Origin of the sequence: uncultured Gimesia sp., assembly GCF_963972345.1 — a bacterium.
Taxonomy (GTDB): Bacteria; Planctomycetota; Planctomycetia; order Planctomycetales; family Planctomycetaceae; genus Gimesia.
In genome coordinates, this window is the sequence record NZ_CAXAVM010000140.1 from 1 (window position 1) to 19148 (window position 19148).

Annotated in this window: 18 protein-coding genes; 8 read left to right on the forward strand and 10 right to left on the reverse strand. The window is 50.4% G+C overall.

Annotated elements, in window-relative coordinates; all coding sequences use genetic code 11:
* From AACZ40_RS20200 to AACZ40_RS20245, 10 genes are all read right to left on the reverse strand, one after another.
* Window positions 1-1724 (reverse strand): glutamate mutase L (locus AACZ40_RS20200; RefSeq protein ID WP_339675596.1); only part of this gene is annotated, 1724 nt, incomplete at its 3' end.
* Window positions 1725-1789: 65 nt separating this feature from the next.
* Entirely contained in the window at window positions 1790-2170 is a 381-nt protein-coding gene (locus tag AACZ40_RS20205) for a hypothetical protein (protein ID WP_291167213.1), read from the reverse strand.
* A 243-nt stretch (window positions 2171-2413) separates the two neighbouring features.
* Window positions 2414-3187 (reverse strand): TatD family hydrolase, encoded by a 774-nt coding sequence (locus AACZ40_RS20210; protein WP_291167215.1) that lies wholly within the window; start codon window positions 3185-3187, stop codon window positions 2414-2416.
* 30 nt (window positions 3188-3217) lie between these two features.
* Window positions 3218-3685, reverse strand: coding sequence for a biopolymer transporter ExbD (locus tag AACZ40_RS20215; protein WP_291167218.1), 468 nt, complete (start codon window positions 3683-3685; stop codon window positions 3218-3220).
* A gap of 11 nt (window positions 3686-3696) precedes the next feature.
* Window positions 3697-4113 carry a biopolymer transporter ExbD gene (locus AACZ40_RS20220; RefSeq protein WP_291167220.1) on the reverse strand — a complete coding sequence of 139 codons (417 nt, stop codon included), beginning with the start codon at window positions 4111-4113 and terminating at the stop codon, window positions 3697-3699.
* A 5-nt stretch (window positions 4114-4118) separates the two neighbouring features.
* Entirely contained in the window at window positions 4119-4973 is an 855-nt protein-coding gene (locus AACZ40_RS20225; RefSeq protein ID WP_291167221.1) for a MotA/TolQ/ExbB proton channel family protein, read from the reverse strand.
* A 34-nt stretch (window positions 4974-5007) separates the two neighbouring features.
* A complete protein-coding gene (locus tag AACZ40_RS20230; RefSeq protein WP_291167225.1) occupies window positions 5008-6057 on the reverse strand; it encodes a hypothetical protein in 1050 nt (349 codons plus the stop codon).
* 26 nt (window positions 6058-6083) lie between these two features.
* Window positions 6084-6641 carry a signal peptidase II gene (gene lspA / locus AACZ40_RS20235; RefSeq protein ID WP_291167228.1) on the reverse strand — a complete coding sequence of 186 codons (558 nt, stop codon included), beginning with the start codon at window positions 6639-6641 and terminating at the stop codon, window positions 6084-6086.
* Between the two features lie 67 nt (window positions 6642-6708).
* Window positions 6709-7725: a hypothetical protein gene (locus AACZ40_RS20240; protein WP_291167231.1), complete on the reverse strand. Its 1017-nt coding sequence runs from the start codon at window positions 7723-7725 to the stop codon at window positions 6709-6711.
* Between the two features lie 183 nt (window positions 7726-7908).
* Entirely contained in the window at window positions 7909-8886 is a 978-nt protein-coding gene (locus tag AACZ40_RS20245; protein ID WP_291167233.1) for a hypothetical protein, read from the reverse strand.
* A 325-nt stretch (window positions 8887-9211) separates the two neighbouring features.
* Between AACZ40_RS20245 and AACZ40_RS20250 the strand changes: the two genes are divergently transcribed.
* The 8 genes from AACZ40_RS20250 (at window position 9212) to glnA (ending at window position 18996) form a co-directional block, all read left to right on the forward strand.
* Window positions 9212-10351, forward strand: a complete 1140-nt coding sequence (locus AACZ40_RS20250) for a hypothetical protein (protein ID WP_291167236.1) — start codon at window positions 9212-9214, stop codon at window positions 10349-10351.
* A 160-nt stretch (window positions 10352-10511) separates the two neighbouring features.
* Entirely contained in the window at window positions 10512-11258 is a 747-nt protein-coding gene (locus AACZ40_RS20255) for a hypothetical protein (RefSeq protein ID WP_291167238.1), read from the forward strand.
* Between the two features lie 26 nt (window positions 11259-11284).
* Window positions 11285-12586: a hypothetical protein gene (locus AACZ40_RS20260; RefSeq protein ID WP_291167241.1), complete on the forward strand. Its 1302-nt coding sequence runs from the start codon at window positions 11285-11287 to the stop codon at window positions 12584-12586.
* 468 nt (window positions 12587-13054) lie between these two features.
* Complete coding sequence (locus AACZ40_RS20265) at window positions 13055-13393, forward strand: STAS domain-containing protein (RefSeq protein ID WP_291167244.1); 339 nt, start codon at window positions 13055-13057, stop codon at window positions 13391-13393.
* Window positions 13394-13558: 165 nt separating this feature from the next.
* Window positions 13559-14677, forward strand: a complete 1119-nt coding sequence (locus AACZ40_RS20270) for a serine hydrolase domain-containing protein (RefSeq protein WP_291167247.1) — start codon at window positions 13559-13561, stop codon at window positions 14675-14677.
* A gap of 143 nt (window positions 14678-14820) precedes the next feature.
* Window positions 14821-15633 carry a lysophospholipid acyltransferase family protein gene (locus tag AACZ40_RS20275; RefSeq protein ID WP_291167249.1) on the forward strand — a complete coding sequence of 271 codons (813 nt, stop codon included), beginning with the start codon at window positions 14821-14823 and terminating at the stop codon, window positions 15631-15633.
* Window positions 15634-16205: 572 nt separating this feature from the next.
* A complete protein-coding gene (locus AACZ40_RS20280) occupies window positions 16206-16922 on the forward strand; it encodes a pyridoxine 5'-phosphate synthase (protein ID WP_291167252.1) in 717 nt (238 codons plus the stop codon).
* A gap of 661 nt (window positions 16923-17583) precedes the next feature.
* Window positions 17584-18996 (forward strand): type I glutamate--ammonia ligase, encoded by a 1413-nt coding sequence (gene glnA / locus AACZ40_RS20285; RefSeq protein WP_339675606.1) that lies wholly within the window; start codon window positions 17584-17586, stop codon window positions 18994-18996.
* Window positions 18997-19148 lie beyond the last annotated feature (152 nt).

Consider the following 19148-nt stretch of genomic DNA (forward strand, 5'->3'; position numbering starts at 1 on the left):
AATATATCAAATACAAAGACAAACACGAAAAGCACGCTGAAGTTAAGATGATCTCTAAAATTGGAGATATGCTTAAGGGTGCTGGGTTCGACGGTGACAACCGCCTGTTCATTTTCATCCAGGGGAAACAGCTTCATTTCACCACAGAGCATTTCACCAGACTCTTCCAGCGATTTGCTGCGAATGTGGTATCGAAAGCATGTTTTACCAGCACGATATAGACCACGGGGGGCGATACAGGTACCCAGATAGATCAGACAGTCACGCTCGAATACCTGAAGTGCTGCGCGGGGATGGACCTGTGCCAGCACTCCCAGATGAGGCATCATGAAAATGCTGTCTTTGGCGAGTACGGTCATGCCCTCCGGTTCAAATGCATCAATCATCATGGAGGCGGTCTGATTCATACTGGGGGCGTGTGAAAGTACCCCACCGGACGCGACCAGCAAATTGAGTTTCATGTTATCGACGATCGAGGCACCACTGGTGTTCTGGCTGAAAGTGTCACCCACCGTTCGCTGTTGTTGAACCCCTTTTAAAGTGGTGGCGAACTCTTTGTGTTGAATGTAAGCCAGACGCAATGCTTCGCGGGCGACCGCCTGTTCGAAGACCAGCGCTTCCCGGGTCTGCGGAATGGTTGTCGGGCGGATCATTTTATTCTTGATATGATTCCGCAGTTCACGCGGATCCATTTCCAGGTGCACCCAGCGTAAGATCATGGGCAAGGTTGCTGATGCGCAGACATTGGAAATCGAGTAGCTCATCCCCAGGTTGGCACTTACTGTACGGTTAAAGGTGCCATTGAAAACACTGAAAACATCGGTCGTCGCACCGCCAATATCGACGCCGAGGGCATTGATATTCTGTTGCTCGGCGATCGTCTGCAGGATGTTTCCCACGGCACCGGGTGTCGGCATGATCGGCGCATCTGCCCAGGAGATCAGTTTGTTGTACCCCGGGGCATGAGCCATCACGTGTTCGAGGAACAGATCGTGAATGGCGTCCCGCGCGGGGGCCAGGTTCTCCATTTCCAGTACCGGACGGACATTTGCCACGGTCGTCAGTTTCACATCATCATCAAAGGCTTCTGCAACCAGTTCTGCCGCCTCCTGGTTTCCCGCAAAGATGATTGGCATTTTATAGGTACCCCCAAAACGCGGCTGCGGTTTGGCAGGCGCAATCAGCTCTGCCAGCTCAACGACGTGTTTCTGAGTCCCTCCATCTGTGCCTCCCGCCAGAAGAATCATATCAGGGCGCAGTTCGCGGATGCGCTGGATCTGTTCGTGAGGCAGTCGTTTGTCGTTCGAGCAGATCGTGTCCATGACAATCGCTCCTGCTCCCAGGGCGGCGCGCTTCGCACTGGCGGCGGACATTTCGCGAACCACACCAGCGACCATCATTTGCAGTCCGCCCCCTGCGCTGGAGGTCGAAATATAAATGTCGCAACCGGTGTCTCCCTGTGCCGGTCGGATGATTTCACCATTGTCATCGATCAGTTTGCGACCTGCTAATTCGCCGACTTCGGTAACGGCATTGACGACACCTACCGTCACATCTGCGGCGGGTTCCTCGACGGTCGTGGGGGCTTCGCCTCGAAATGTCTGGCGGTATTCCCCATCGATTTTCTCAATTAATATGGCCTTGGTTGTCGTGCTGCCACAATCGGTCGCCAGGATGACGTTGATTTGATTGGGATCGAGTTGTTTTGCTGTCGTGGAATTCATAGCTGACTCACCATCCGTGTCAATCTGAGAGCAGTTGAAGTGTCGTTCAGGCTGTGTGTTTATAGTCAGGAATCATCGTTTTTTGATACCCCCGATGGCGCGGGCTCCGCATTCGGAGCTCGATCTTCCGGCTTGGCATTGCTTAAAAATTCCAATCGCTGACAGAGCCATTCAATCGAGCCGCGCTGCTCCAGAAAATCAGCAAAGGTCTTCTGGGCGCGGGGGTCTACCAGGATTGACAGTAGGGGGGTGAAGAAATGGATGGCCTGGGAGCCGATGTAATTCAGGGGGCGGCAGGTTTCCAGTGTGAGGATTGCCAGGGTCACCATTTCCCGGCGAATGATTTCCCTGCAGATGCGATCTGCGATCTGCTGTTGCTCGACGGTGGGAGCAAAATCTTCGGGGCGTTCTACCGCGAAGGCGTGCGCGAGCCACTTTTTGATCATGACCATCCTAGCCTGTATCCAGATATACTGAGCGTTTCGGAAGCTACTTTCAACAAAAACAGTTGTCAGTAAGCTGAGGGAATTCGTTGAACGCGTTTCTGTAATTCTGTTGTGGTTTCAATTGACGCAAGTTATTTCCATAATTGAACTAAGTCTAACAATAGCAGGATTGAATAAAAATGAAAGTATCCATCCGAAAGAAATAGCGATTCTGAAGAATCCCTCAAAAAACGGGCTTCTGTTTCAGGCAATATTGAAGAGTGCTCTGGCGTTGGCGGTAGTGATCTCTGCCATCTCTTCCGTAGTTTTCTGATGGAGTTCTGCCAGACAGGCGCACGTGTATTTCACAAATGCAGGTTCGTTTCTTTTGCCTCGCATGGGAACCGGGGCGAGGTAAGGGGCGTCAGTTTCAACCAGCAGTCGATCGAGGGGGATCTGTCTGGCGGTCTCTCGCAGTTCGTCATTTTTCTTAAAGGTCAGCATGCCGGCAAAAGAAATATGCAGACCCAGATCCAGACAGGCGACCGCTGTCTCCGGGCTGCCACAGAAAGAATGCATGATCCCTTTGAAAGGAACCCCGTTTGCTTCCTGCTGTAACAGTTCGATCACATCAGCTTCCGCTTCGCGGCAGTGGATCACAAATGGGAGATCCCGATTACGGGAAAGCTGGATGTGTTTGCGGAAATACTCCTGCTGCAATTCGATCGGTGCGTAATCCCAATAACGGTCCAGTCCTGTCTCACCAATGCCAACGACTTTCTCGGCAGTTGAGAGTGACTCAATCAGTTCCCAGTCATTGGGTTTCATTTGAGCGACGTAGTTAGGCTGGATCCCGACTACTGCGAAAACATTTTCAAAAGTTGCTGCCAGATCAACGGCTCGCTGGCTGCTTTCCGCGGTGATGCCGATGGAGAGGATTGTCTCCACGCCGGCGTCGATGGCGTTTTGCACGGTTTCCGGGCGATCGGGGTGAAAGGCTTCTTCATCCAGATGGGCGTGGGTATCAAATAACTTCATGGGGAATTACAGATTTCAATCTTGAGATGTTCACAGTTTCTTTTTGGGAGTGACTTTATTCGCATCGGTTGCAAAATTAATCGACTGGAACCCGGCAGCCAGGCAGGTATCGTAGGTGCGAATCATTTCGCCCAGGGGGACTTCTGCCTGGATATCCAGAATCACCGGGATCTCAGGTGCCAGTTCGGCCAATTGCATCAAAGTCTGTTTCAATTGATCGAACTGAGCATACTCGCGCTCATTTAATTCTACAATGGTCTGGTTATCCTGCCATTTGAGTTTTAACCAGACTTCACCCAGTGGCTGTTCCTGCGGAGTTGATTCGACAGATTCAATGCTGCCCGTCGCCAGTTCTGTCGGCAGCAGAAATTCACGAATCTGATTCGCGGAGGCGCTGATGAAAAAAATCAGCAGCAGAAATACCACGTCAATCATCGGCGTCATGGTAGCCTGATCCTGGATGTCTGATCGGCTGTTATGATGGGAAGGGATTTTCATGGCTGGGCCGGTTACTCGTTCAGGACTAGAAATTTAACGTTTGAGATCCCTGCGCGGGCGCAGCTGATCAGCACGGCTTCAACGATTCGATAGGGAATCCGCCGGTCCCCGCGGATTCTGATTTCCATCTCGTGTCGTTTGCTTTCCTCCAGAGACAAAAGCTGAGCTTCCAGTTCTTCCGGGCTGATTTCATTACCGCGCAGATGCAGTTTATCATCCTGTGTGATCGTGATAATCATCCGGCGGGGTGCTTCATCCGGTTCATTTTCATTTTGAGAGGCTTCGGGTAATTCGACCGCTTCCAGCTTCTCATTCTGCGTAAGGTGAGTCGCTGCCAGAAAGAAGACAATCAGCAGAAAGACGATGTCGATCAGGGGGGTGATGTTAAATCGGATCCCCGGCTGGCGGGGACGCATGGGGACTCTCATCTGCTTTATCCTCCGGGAGGTGCTGAGGGTCGCGTTCCCTGCTGATCGGCGAGTCGCTGTGCCTGCTCCTCTTCCGGTCGCTTGCGGAGTGGTTTGCCCGACTGTTTTGCTGGTACTGCCACATTACGTTTGAAGTCTGCAAAAACATGTTCTGCCAGGAGTGAAGATTGTGCAACGAGTTCATCAATCCTGTTGCGGAAGAAAGCAAAGCTGGCGAGCGCGGGCACTGTGACACTCAGTCCAAACAGAGTAGTGATGAGCGCTTTGGAAATTCCGGGAGCCAGTTCTGCCACATCCGGATTGGCTTTGGCAGTGAATTCCGAAAAGGCCAGGATCATACCCCAGACAGTTCCCAGCAGTCCCAGCATGGGAGAAAGTGTACCGATTACGGACAGGTATTCGATTTTTCTGTTCAATCGCGCGGACTGCTGCATGGCGGCATCTTCCATCGCTTTTTCAACAGCCCCGTAACCCAGTTGGACTTCAGCCAGGCCGGCAGAGAGCACGTATGACAGAAAGCTGGGGTTTGACTTGCAGACGGAATCGGCACTGCGATACTGCTGCTGCGTGATTAAGCCATGCACTTCTTCAGCCAGCCCGGGGGGCATCAATGCATTGCTGCGGATGCTGATGACATGTTCGACGATTAATGCGACCATCGCGATACTCAAGACCGCGATGATGATTCCGATGGCACCTGCATCATCAACGAGCTGCCGGAAGTCGATTTTAGAGATGTCTGATCCGGCAGCCGTTTCGGAATCCTCTGCAGCAAAGCAGAAGGCAGGAGTCGCCAGTGACAGGCAGGCGCAGATCAGACTGCCCCAGAGGTATTTGCTCAGCGGTTTGCTTCGATCCATCAAATCATTCATTTCCAGAAAAAATTCGTACTGTTCAATTATCTTGTGTTGTGGATTGAGAACTTTTATTTGTGATCTGGTCAATCATCTGCAATGCCATCTGTTGTACAGGTGATTTTGCGTAGCGGGCCGCTGTTTCCTGGTAGAGTCTCAATGCGTTACTGGTCTGTCCCATGGCCAGAAGGGAATCAGCGGCTTTCAGACTGGCCTCTGCAGAGAGTTGAGGGTTTGAGTTTTCAGCAAGTGGAATCCAGAGAAATGAAGCAGCTGCCTGCCCGTGTCGATCCAGCATGGCGTAGCCGGTTCCCAGCAGGAAATGAGGGCCTGCTCTGAGGTGTTCCGGAACCTGGTTCAGATTGCGTTCCCAGCGCTGCAGTTCCAGCAGGCTGATGTCGCCGGCACGCAAGCGGAGTCGCCAGAGCTGGGTGCGTGCGAGTTGCTGGATGTTGACGTGAGGGCTTGTTGCCAGGGAGCGGAGTGCTGCTTCTGCCTGTGCCTGATAGTCAGGAGCCGTTAACAGAATACTGGCTCCCATCAGCTGTTGAACTTCATCCGGGTTGGTTAACCAGCCTTGCGCTGCATTCCGGACGGGGGACAAGGTTTCTTTCATTCCCCAGTCGAGCGGAATCAACTCAAAGTAACGGGCATCTGGTTCATTCTCAACCATGATTTGAAATCGCAGTGCTGCCTTCAGATTGTCTCCCAGTGCCAAGGCGCCTTTGGTCATCAAGGCCAGGATTTCACGGCGGACCCAGAGACGGTTTTCGATATTCAGAGCTTCACTGAATGATTCAATGGCTTTTTCGTATTCTTCGTTATGCAGCTGTTCCAGCCCCTGCTGGTGCTGTTCTGTCTGCGGTGTATGTACCTTGACGATTTCTGAGCTGGGGTAGATTTTCACAGTGCCGCTGGGCAGCAGCTTCACTTTGATCTCTGATTGCGTGAAATCCAGAATCGTACAGGGCAGCGTGGCCTGGCCTACATGATGATCCGGACGAACTTCGATCTTATCCTGTGCGCAGGTAATCTCTGTATTCTGAAATACGAATACAAGCGCCAGGTTGATCAACAAAAAAGTTCGCATGGAATTCTTTCGACTGGGGAATGGAGTTATTCCGCAGTTGCTGGAGTGTTCTGTTCTGAAACGGGTTTCTCGGTTTTCAGTTCAGGCTGGTCCTTAGTGAAAAACCAGGAAAAGAGCATGAGCAGTGCGCCTCCCGTAATTGCCATGTCGGCGACATTAAATATACCAGTTCTCAACGGGCCAAACCCGATGTTGAGAAAATCGATGACAATCCCGTTCAGGAAAACTCGGTCAATTAAATTACCGATCCCTCCCGCCAGCAATAATGAAAGCGCGATAAACTGAACCAGTGGCATCTGCCAGCGAAAGACCAGCATTCCCATCACGAGCAGTAAAAATGCGGCGTTAGCGACGACCAGCAGAAAAAAACGAACCGGTTTCGACAGGCGGCTTCCTACACTGAGAAATGCCCCCGTATTCTCGGCGTATTCCATGCGAAAGGTATTATTGAGATACGTAACCGGTGGTTCGTATTTCAGCTTTTCGACGGCGATCTTCTTGGTGTACTGATCACAGCCAACGCAAAATAACAGGCAGGCAAACAGCAGTGTATAGCGAGTCGCTTTGGATACTGAGGAGGACATTATATCAGAGGCTTTCTGAGTGATTGAATTTGATTTCGGTTGATTCGCAGGCTGTTAATGCTGTCCCTTAGGGGCGTTTGATAAATTTGCGGACATTATAGTATCGATAGCTGCCTTTATTCTGGCGGGCCAGTTTATCAAGGGAGTTACCTTCCTTGACGGGGTAACCCTCTCCAAATTCGATGCAGTGAATTTTTGCTCTGCCGCCATTTTCTTCATGAATATCATTGAGGTCAGCACTTGATAGCTGCGGGTGTTTGGCATCTGTCAGGAAGAATATGACATCGGGGTTAAAACTCAAAGCTCTTTTTAACGCAGGCAGATGGTCAGTGCCGCCATCAGGTTCGACGCTCTGAATAAATTGACGTGCCAGGGTTCGATTGATATCTGAGGCATACAGCAGTTCTGCTGACTTTCCCCGATGCTGCATGGCACGTGTGGTGGTATTATAAAAAATGATCTGAAACTGCTGCTGGTGATTTAATCCCGCCAGGCTGGAAATCAGTTCGGAACGGGCCTTGCGAATGGGGGCTCCCTGGGGGGCCGCCATGCTGCCCGAGCAGTCAAGTACGAATACAAATCGCTTGCCGGAATCGACGGCGTCGAAAAAATTGACATTTCCTGCGCCCATCACCGGGGGGGCCAGAGCGGTACTGGGGGACATTAACTGGTCAGTCGTGAGGTCGGCAGTGGGATTGCCGGGAGCCTGGGTCGGTCCTGAACCGAGCAGTCTGGAATTCAATTCCGGAAGCTGCGGCGCGACCGGTGGCTGCTCCATGACTTCGCTGATCTGTTCCCGGGACTGTGAAAGCTGTTGATTTTCAGGAGATTCCAACGGTTCCTGTTCAGAGTCTTCAGCCTGATCTGCATCTGCTGACTGTTTGACGTAGATCCCGACGCTGCGAAGTTCTCCTTCATCTCCTCCTGTCTGACCGCTGTCACAACGGTTCAGGCTGGAAATCAGGATGAGCAGAATCAGCGAATGGATGGCCAGTGATGCAGCCCAGCTGGGTACAACGAGCAGAGGAGAGTTTGTCTGCCATCGTGCGGTGCGTTGTTCCATTTCAGTGAATGCTGCTGGCATTTGTACAATTCCATCGCTGATTAATTCAGTCCGTCAAATCAGACCGTCAAAGCCTGACTTAAGTCTCTCTATTGTAGTGGATTATCAAGTCACGAACAGTCGGGATTCCCGGGAGGAGATGTGCGCAGGGACAGATAGGCCCTTACAGCTCAGTGTTCTGACAAGTCAGGCACTTCTCTTACGTTATTTCTGATTCAACTGTTGAAGGTATTGTTTCGTAATGTCCACAGGAAAAACGCCATCCGGTGGCTCGTAAGCGAATTCCGTTTCGGAGATCGGTGAGTTCAGGATTACTTTACTAAAGTCAAGCGTAACAATACTTTGCAGAGAGTTCTCTGTTTTTTTAAGGTAGACAATACGACGTGGGAAGAGTGATTCCTGATCCAGGTAGATTCTGACTGCATCCGGTACATAGGCGGGCAGTTCGACGGGGGCTGCCGGATCTCCCCCCTTCCATTGAGCCAGAAATTCATCTTTCCAGACACCATTCAGGACCGTCAATGTTTTTCCACTGATGGTTCGTTCTGAAACACTGACGAAATTCATGTTTTTCTGAATGGAGGCCAGTAAACCCGGAAGACCTCCCAGACCCAGCTCTGCCACCAGCATATTTGACTGTGCCTGTGGATTGAGTTCCGCCTGGTTGAGAATCGCCTGTACATCGCGGCGGGTCACACGCGAATTTCCTTTTATAGTGTGTTCTGTCCATAAAACCTGGCCATCACAGATCTCGAGCAAAGTGCCGACCGGTTTTCCCTCAGCGGTTTGGCTCTGCACCTGAAATTCAAGTCGAAGTTTCAGGTCTTTTCCCTGCAGGTAATTCCCCGTGATCACAAAGGGCTTGGGCCCGATCTCGACTTTCTCGGTAATTTGGGTTCGAATCGAGCTGTAACTGAGCAGCTTTTCCCGGGCTTTTTTAAGCAGCGACGCTGCGTACACCGGATTTTTTTTCAAATTTTTCTCGGACTCATCGGTCGCAGCATTTTTATCTGCTGTCTGCTCCTGGCCGTCTGTCTGCGCGAGCAGCCTTTCATTGGGTCTATTGCTATCTTCCTGTCTGATAAGGTTTTGCGGCAATTGAGCCCAGGAAGAGATCGAGAAAAAATCATTCAGGACTGCGACGAGCAGGATGCCTGTTGTCAGGGTTAAAATGCGTAACATGTTCTAATTGTTCGGAAAAAAACGAATTTATCAAAGAATCGGACCACATTAGTCCGAAAACAGATGTATGAGGCCATCTATGTGCCTCTAGCTGGTTGAAGTATTTCAGCCGGCAGACCGTTTAGCTCAGCAATAAGATCGTTGAGATTTGGGACTGATCGCATTTTAACGATATTTTGGGCTTTGGGTCGACCTGAAAACTGAGTCTTTTTTGAACCGAACGTCGACCGTTCCAATTTCCCAGGGATCGACGTCTTAGTTTGCGATGGACGGTTCTTCACTTAACAAGTCGCATTATTCGTCGTGGGTATTCGAACAAGGGGTCATGATGAAGTACTACTTCCTGGCTTTAGGAACACTGGTAGTTGTCTGTGTTGGCTGTGCAGCCGACGGGCAACAGGTAATTAAAAAGGGTGAGTACCATGCTCCACCAGCTGCCATGATGCAGCGACCGGGGCCAATGGTAGATGGACCGGGGCCTGGCGTTTTGCCGATGCTGGCTCCGCCTCCGATGAGTGCCTACGCAGCACGAACCTCACAGGTTCGCTTTGTAGGACCAGCGGGCATGAAAGTGGGCTGGCAAGTCGCGGAAGGCTATGCCGAAAACCAGATCACAGCGCCGGGTCGCTACAACTTTAACCAGGGAGCAACTTATCGGTTAAAGATGTCACACATTCCCGGACGCTCCATTCCTGCTCTGTATCCTTCATTGCAGGTGTATCCATCACATCCAACGACAGATGCTTACCTGTCGCATAACAGTATTCCTCTGGAAATTACTCCGGAAGATCTGGATCAGGTGGAAAGCAACAACTTTGTCACTAAGGTCATCTATCTGCCAGATGAAAAGTTCCAGGAACTGGCAATCGCCGGTGTGGAAACTCTGGTTTCGACCCGTCTTGATCCCGGTGTAGATCCGGTCGCGGAAGCAGATCGTCGTGGAACCATTATGGCTGTCCTGCGAATGGGTAACATGGATCTGGAAATGCCAACTGAAGATGGTGGCAACGAAACTGTTTCACAGGTTTCCTATGATGGTGACGCCGGAGCACACATGGCTCCCATGCCGATCCCCGGTGAATCGATTGGTGTTGCCTCCGGTGTGCCTGTCCCCACAATGATGGGCGGCATGGGTGCTCCCGGTCAGCCAGCATACAATCCCATCTCTGGAATGGGGCCCACTCCTGCCTGGGGTATGCCCATGACAGGAACTCCGATCGGACTTCCAGGCCCTCCCCATATTCCATTGGGTGGACCAGCCAGTCTGAAGTCTCACACGATTCGGAACGTATCGAAAACCAATCTGCCCAAACCAGTGGATCACTTCCTGATCGACGTCAAACAGAATCCGCCACCAAGCCTGCCGAAACCTGTTAAGTATGTCCAATACTCAGAAAGTCATCCAGTACACTCTCCAGGCCAGGTTTCTTACCCAAGAACAATGGCCCCGGGACCTGGTTATTAACAGTTAAAAGACTCTGGACCCACGTGACACTCCCGGAAGCGAAAGCCGGGAGTGTCACCCCTTGTCTTTTCAAGTGTCATCTCTGCTCTGCATTATCCACTCTTACGACTAATACTCTTCTGTCATCCCTCTGGACAACTGATCGTAGAAACGCTTAGTCATGACGAATTTAAACCGACAAAACCGATCACGCTTATTAACTTTACTGTTAATGACCCTGATCGTTTTTGTCATGGATGTACCTGCTGCCTGGTCCCAACAGATGATCGGCGGTCGCGAGTACAATTCCGGAAATCAATTCTATCACCCTCTGAATCAGCGCACTCCACCCGGGGTTGCCGGTCAGTGGGCGGCAATGTCCGGCCAGGTGCAACCCGGTTATATTCAACCGATGAAATTCAGCCTGCCTTCCACTGGCGCTCTGACGTTTTATGCAGGTGGGCCTGATCAGGCTATTCAAAAAACATCACCCGCTTCTGTTGGCTTTGGTGTCGGTTATGTATATCGCGTCAAAATCAGCGGGATGCCCGAATTCCCAGGTGTCGAATTATATCCGACGATCGAGTTGATTGACCGTCTGCATCCTCCTGCCGGACTGGCGGAACAATATCCCATTCCGGTCAGTTTTACTGCCGAAGATATTGAACTCGTGTTGTCCGGAAGGATGGTGACGAAAGTTGTATATCTGGAGCGACCTCAAACCGCAGTCCCTGCCCGGTTTGATCGACAGCCGACTCAAACGATCACCGCACAGAAAAACCTGATTGCGGAGGCTGATCTGCTGGGCCGTCCAATGTTGATTCTGAGAATGGGGGGCCGGTTGCCTGCTACAAATGGTGAAGACCCTGCCTTTTTCGGGAACGGGGCACCTGTCATTGAATTAAATCAACCCGCTGTCAAAAACTGATGAGTCGTTTAACCAAAGGATATTCCGTGTTTAAATTGTCGTTGAAAAATCAAAGAGGAGTATCGCGTCAGCAGCGTGTCTGCTCTCTGGCGGCGATCATGCTGATGACTGTCAGCAGCGGGTGTTCCAGTTTATCTCCCGTATCGGTTTCCATGCCCTGGGATAAACCAACTACAAAACCGATTGAAGAACCGGCACCATCAGTTCAACATGCCGACTTTGACAGCAGTGAAAGCAGAGAAGGCGCTGTGACACTGTCAGCGCCTGCCCGGCAGGCGGCTCCAGTTTCAGCCGTCCAGCAGGTTGCTTATTATCAGCCTGCTCCGGTCTGTGAACGACCTCCTTACTGTGAATTCTCTCCTGCTGTAGAGCGGGATTACACACTGCCTGCAGGCACCGATCCTGCCACGGTGGAAATGTATCCGGATGAATATCTGTTTGATGGTGGTGATCGGGAAAACCCGGTTCATTACGACGATTACAGTCGTCTGGGGCTGGATACGGAAGATACCATTGTTGAATATCAGACACACAAAGGGAATCACGAAGTGAAAAAGTCGAATCGAGTGGCAGTTTATGCTCCCCGGTTCGCAGCCATTCGTTCCGCCAGTTCGCCTCTGTCTGGTACTTCTGTCGATACTCTGGCAACCACGGAAGATACCGTACAGGGAGTCGGTCTGGATGCACGGACTGTCATCACACAGCATAAACAGCGTGAGCAGCTGGAAGGAATTCGCATGCGTTCCCGTGCCAGCGGCGTGGAAACGGAACAACTACAGGGAGCCGTCGGACAGACTGCTTATCTGGGAGCGCATACCAAACTCAACAATCTGTTCCAGGATACCGGGACCGAAACTACAGGTCAGTTTGAACAATCTGATGAAGCACGCATTGCCTATCAGATTCAGGCAGCCGCCATCTGGTCTCGTACCCAGTTTCCTGTGATTGCCATTCGCCAGCAGTCAGCACATTCTTCCAAGAGTGCCGTCAAACCTGAAGAATACGTAGGAATTGAAGATAAACGCAAAACCGAAGGTAACCTGAAGCTGGTGAAACTGGCTGATAAGAAAAACGCGGAACCAGGCGATATCATCACATTCACAATCAAATACGAAAACGTGGGTGACTTCGATGTCGAAGGCATCAAGATTGTCGACAACCTGACACCGCGGCTGGAATACATTCAGGACTCTGCCACATGTGATCGAAAAGGACGACTGGTCGTGGAAGACAACCAGGAAGGCAGCCTGATCCTGACCTTTGAAATCGATGAAACTGTTCCCGGTCATCAGGGCGGAGTTGTCACTTTCCAGGCACGAGTTCGCTGATTTTCGACCCAGGATGACTTTGACGCCATCAAATAAATTTTGTGGATTCCCGCGAATCCTGAGCCCGTTGTGCAACATGCATGACGGGCTCTTTTTTTTCGTGCGTCGACAACTGAAATGGTGCCTTGAGAAACAGCAGCCTTGCCTGCGTGAAGTGTTTTAAATTGCCACACACTGAGGTGTTTTACTGCAGCGTTCCAGCTGTGTTTCAAAAGAAGCGTGGGCGAGCTTGGTTAAGATTCGGTTATAAAACGAGATTTTTCATGTACTTAACTCCCAAAACGCAAGAGCCAATTACTCTACGGGGCAATTTTATGTATAGGCATTCTCACTGGCACGTGAATTGCGAATATCGGATTTGGAATTTGTCAATGTGATGCGAAGTCTCACGCGGAACGCAGTTGTTCTTTTTATATTTTTTATGCCTGGCTTCGTGTCCTGTATTCTTTTTGAAAAGGATAAAATTCGATGACGGTACAACAACAGGGAGGAATTCTCCAGGTGTATCATTCAGGACCTATGTGTGTTGCCGGTTTCGGCGGCAGGGATGTTCTGGATACCTTCAGTGTAAAAGATGTCCGGGATGAATTACTGGAGCTGGTTCAAGTTCAGCAGTGTGAAACACTGGCTCTTGATCTGACGGGAGTGAAGCTGATTCCCAGTGGAATGCTGGGTCTGCTGTCCTCAATACGTGACCGCGGCGTTGAAATTCATCTCTACAACCCTTCAGAAGATATTCGGGAAGTTCTCGAAATCACCAGGCTGGACCAGTTCATGCAACTGCATGATATGGAAATCCCTTATTAAGGATGTCCTTCGAGTTATCATTGAAAAAGCGAAAGTTGATCTTGATCGGCTTTCGCTTTTTTCAGGCAGACTCTTCACGGCTCCTTTTCAAAAACACGACCAGTGATTACTCTGGATTCCCGGCTCGCACTGTTTCTGCCCTGGATTCTCTCTGGTTGAAAAAAGATGTCTCTCATTATTTCTGAACGCTGGCACCATGTCGAAAAACTGATTGACAGGTTCTGCCAAACTGATCAGGTTCCGGCAATTGCATTGCAGGTCACGGTGGGGGAGGAGTCGCGCCATTATTTCAGGGGACGACAGCGAATCGCAGATCAGTCTGAAACGCTGTCCTTGGATGCCATTTTTCTGGTCGCTTCCATTACCAAGCCAATCGTGGTCTCGGGTATATTGAAGTTGCTGGAAGAGGGAGAACTCTTACTGGGAGACCGGGTCAAGAGATTTATTCCGGAATTCGGTTGTGCTGGCAAGCATGGAATCACTCTTCGGCATCTGATGACGCATACTTCCGGATTGCCAGATATGCTTCCCGATAACCAGGAACTGCGGGCCGCCAATGCCCCGCTTTCTGAATTTGTGCAACAGATCTGTGAACTTACTCCGGATGAACCGCCCGGTAGAATCGTACAATATCAAAGTACGGGAATCGCGATTCTGGGCGAAGTGATCTCGCGAATTTCAGGCTTGTCCTGTGCCGACTATTTGCGACAGTCTCTGTTTGAACCTCTGCAGATGCATGATACCGCACTGGGGCTGCCTGAGAATTGGACTCGGGGAGACAATCCCCGCGTCGATCGAATCGCAGAAATCCGAATTCCAGCAGAACTGGATGTGGAGTCTCACTGGGACTGGAACAGTTCTTACTGGAGGCAGTTCGGGGCACCATGGGGAGGGCTGCTGACGACCGCTGCCGATCTGGGGAATTTTGCCGGAATGTTGCGACAGGGAGGTCGTTTTCAGGATCAGCAGATTCTCTCGCGCCAGACAATCCGTGAAGCCACCCGTGACCAGTTACCGTCAATCGCCAGCTTATCTGATGCTGCCAGGCAAGGGAAAGGCTGGGGGCTGGGCTGGCAGATCGTTTCTGCCTGCAACAGTGATTATTACGGGGATTTGCTTTCCCGTTCCGCTTATGGCCATGCCGGTGCAACGGGAACTGTTTTCTGGATCGATCCCGACCTGGATGCTTCCGCGGTGATTCTGTCGACTGAGCCTCAGGAACCGCATGGACGATATCTTTCGCGGATCACAAATGGAATCGTCTCTTCCATAGATCCTGAATAATGTATTTGCTGGTACAACAGTGATAAGCTTGCCTTGATTTTTTTATTCGGATTATAATACACGCTGTCTACGGATGAGGTGTTAACTGTATTATTCGTATCTGACGTCACTGTTCAAAGCTGCCATCCTGTTTTGTATGAATCATGATGAACCCTGAAGCCGCCGCCATTCTGTTACTTCTGTTCTATCTGCTGCTGACTTCAGCTCTGCTGATTTATCAGGCGCTGCATCTTCCTGATGGCTGGCGTGCCTGGATTTTATTTGCCATTACGCGGGTTTATGCCCCTGGCTTGTGGCATGTGCGGCGGAATCGTCGTTGTCCATTTCCGGGAGACACCGCAGGTATCGTGGTCGCCAATCACCGCAGTCCGGCGGATCCGATCATCCTCTGGCACAATTCTCATTTGGGAAATCCACAGAAAAAGATGCGCTGTATCAGTTTTTTAATGGCCCGGGAATATTATGAACTGCCGGGGCTGATAGGCTGGATTTCACGTGCCATGCATTCCATTCCAGTCGACCGTAATGGGCAGGATGTCGTACCCGTACGGGAAGCATTGCGACGTCTGAAAGAAGGGGGATTGATCGGCGTTTTTCCGGAAGGGGGGATTCAGGAAAGTCGTCCCATCGCCCATGCCAATTCCGGGATTGCGTTTCTGGCCCTGCGTTCCAGGGCACCCGTATATCCCGTCTATATCAACAATACCCCTCGAGGCAAGAATATGATCGAACCGTTTTATTCACGGGCCGATACCTCGCTGGTATATGGAGAACCGATTGATCTCTCCGCTTACTATGGTAAGCGTCTGTCTCGTGAAGTCCTGGAAGAAGCCACGACACTGATGATGTGGAAACTGGCTGAACTGGGAGATACCGAATATCTCGGTGGACCCCGGCCTGATACCCAGTCAGAGGTAATCCCGATTTCTGCCGATCGATATCATTCAGGAAGCTGATCTGTTTTCACGCCGGATCAGTCAGAGGGCTCTGTTTCGCTTCTTCCGTTGTATGAGCCAACCTGGGGAAAGTGTATTGCACGGGCTTACCAGTGATGCAGCACAGCCCCGCAGGATTCTGATCGATGAACGATCGCGTTCAGGCAATTGCTGCACCGACCAGAATGACCCCCGGGGTTGCCTGCTTCTGAAGACTGTTCCAGCTGTTGAAATTCCAGATTTGAACTAAATATGACCTGAAGTGTCAGAACTGAGAGGTATTCGACGGCCTGATTAAAAATGCGACAAAATGGTTGAGTTTTTGAAGTGAAAAAATCGCATTGTCACAGATTACCGGATTCCGATTCTGGATAATCTGAGAAAAATCAATAAGATGCAGTTGTTAATCACGCGATTGCTGTGAACCAGTTTCAGTTGAATCTGTCAGCAGAGTGCTTGGTCAAGCTGGAAATTGAGGGTTGTTTATGTTGATTACGTGCTCCGTTGTCGAACTTTCGTGATATTGATCAACCCAAAATTTAAAATGACATTCCAATAGTATTTCAGAAGATCCCATAGAAAGAATGTGAATCATGCCGGCTCTGGGTGTAAATATTGATCATGTCGCGACTGTGCGTCAGGCCCGTTTAACTTTTGAACCGGATCCGGTCTGGGCAGCCGTCCTGGCGGAACTGGGGGGGGCCGACGGAATCACATTACACTTGCGAGAGGATCGGCGTCATATTCAGGATCACGACCTTTATACGATGAAGAAAACCGTTCAGGTTAAACTGAATCTGGAGATGGCGGCCGAAGAAGAAATGACCCAGATTGCTCTGGATGTCCACCCGGATCAGGTTTCTCTGGTTCCTGAGAAAAGAGAAGAGCTGACGACAGAAGGGGGACTGGATGTGATCGCGAATGCAGAGCGGGTAAGTCAGTGTGTTCAGCGGCTGCAGCAGGCCGGGATTGAAGTCAGTTTGTTTATCAATCCTGATCCGGCACAGATTGCGGCTTCCAAGAAAGCGGGAGTGCACGCTGTCGAACTGCATACCGGGCGGTATGCGGATGCTTCTTCTGCGGGAGAGCAGGAACAGGAGTTGAATATCCTGAAGAAAGCTTCGGCGTTCACGATTGAGCAGGGAATGAAACTGCACATGGGGCACGGTCTCACGTATCGCAATGTAACTCCCGTTGCCGCCATTCCCCATGTGAGCGAACTGAATATTGGCCACAGTATTATCTCCCGGGCCGTGCTGGTGGGAATGGAACAGGCGGTACGCGAAATGAAAGCCCTTGTGAATCTTTGAAAAGTGGGCTGCGTCATCAGGGACTCCTGTTCACAATTAACGCGGAGACCTTGTTAATTAACGTCGTTTAGTTATCAATCGCGACTGATTGTAGTAAGCGCTGCGGCTTCGCTGGTTTTGCTGATCCTCAGAAACCGCAAACCTGTGTTATGAAGCCTGTCCTGTTACCGTTTTGTCAGATCCTGATTTGGCAGAGAACTTGGTTTTGACAGTAGATTTCTACCGCTTGATACGTTATGGTGATTTTCAAACTAGCAGAGCACATCGCCCGATAGATTCCGTCAGCTTCGAGAGTGGGTGTGTTCTGTGCCTGAGGGTTTCGGTATGGTTGCGAATTCCTGCAATCGCTGTCTTACCAGCCGATCTACTTCTAGTCATGATGAATACAAGTAACCCGGAAAATGTGAGTGTTTCTCCTGCAGCCTGTAACAGGGTGTCTGGCAGGATGCTCATGGCAAAAACGAGTAAAGAGAAAAGCGTTCCAATATCTGAATCGTTTTGGTTTTAAAATGAAATGCTTACACGGAGCCTGGTAAAATTCTTTACTGGCTGCGGTCTTTGCTTGAACTTATTTTGGAAATGATCGGTTCTTCGCAGGACAGGGTAGGGCGGACCTCTTCACCTGCTGGTTTATTCAGAATTTATAGAGGAGCAAATTGAGATGACTCCCAAAGATTTTTTTGCTTTTGCAGAAAAAAATGGCGCAAAGATGGTCGACTTGAAGTTCACCGACATCTTTGGAACCTGGCAGCACTGTTCTTACCCCCTCAGTACCTGGAATGAAGGTACTTTCGAAGATGGCGTCGGTTTCGATGGATCTTCCATTCGAGGGTGGCAGACGATCGACAGCTCAGACATGCTGGCGGTACCAGACCCGGCTTCGGTCAAGCTTGATCCTTTTTTCAAGCAGCCTACCGTGGGTGTGCTGGCTGATATTGTCGATCCCATCACCAAAGAGGATTACAATAAAGACCCCCGCAATGTCGCTAAAAAAGGTCTGGCTTACCTGCAGCAGACGGGGATTGCCGATTCCTGTTTCATTGGACCGGAACCGGAATTCTTTATTTTTGATGATGTGCGCTATCTCTCCAATCAGAGAGGCGCCATGTACGAAATCGATTCTTCGGAAGCCGCCTGGAATACAGGTCGTTCTGAAGAGGGGAACCTCGGGCATAAAATTGGTTACAAGGGGGGCTACTTCCCCGTTGCTCCCACTGACACCTATGGTGACCTGCGTGCAGAAATGGTGGAAGAACTTCAGAAAGTGGGCATCGTAGTCGAAGCCCATCATCATGAAGTTGCTACTGCGGGACAGTGTGAAATCGATATGGAATTTTCACCTCTGCTCCAGATGGCTGACCAGTTCATGTGGTACAAGTACATCATCAAGAATGTTGCGAAACGAAACGGGAAAACCGTTACTTTCATGCCCAAACCAGTGTTTGACGACAATGGTTCCGGCATGCATACCCATATTTCGCTCTGGAAAGATGGCAATACCCTGATGGCGGGCGACGGCTATGCCGGTCTCAGTGAACTGGCGCTGCATGCGATAGGTGGAATTCTGAAGCACGGTCGTGCCCTGATTGCTCTCTCCAATCCGACTGCCAACAGCTTCCATCGTCTGGTGCCTGGTTTCGAAGCACCTGTTACGCTGGCAATGAGTCAGCGTAACCGTTCTGCTTCCTGCCGTATTCCGATGTACTCAGGAAGTCCGAAAGCGAAACGCGTTGAGTTTCGGTGTCCGGATCCGACTGCCAATGGCTATCTGAGCTTTACCGCTTTGATGATGGCGATGATTGATGGTGTGCAGAATAAGATCGATCCTGGTGAACCGCTGGACCGCGATATTTATGATATGACACCTGAGGAACTGGCTGAAACCAATGTGGCTCCCAAGTCACTTGATGAAGCATTGATCGCTCTGGAACAAGACAGCGCCTTCCTGACCGCGGGTGATGTCTTTAGTGAAGACCTGATTAAGGCGTTCATTAAGTTCAAACGGACTGAAGAGTTGGATCCCATCCGTTTACGCCCTCATCCTTATGAGTTCGACCTCTATTACAATGCATAATTTGTATGATGTAATAGTGGTATAAAGAGTAATTTAACTCGCAGTAGATCTCCCGATTTACTGCGAGTTTTTTTAGTTTTGCGGGACGTGGTGCCATAATGGCGTGTCTTGCCGTGTGGTGAAATGTGCCAAATCGGCATCTTCTTCAGGTT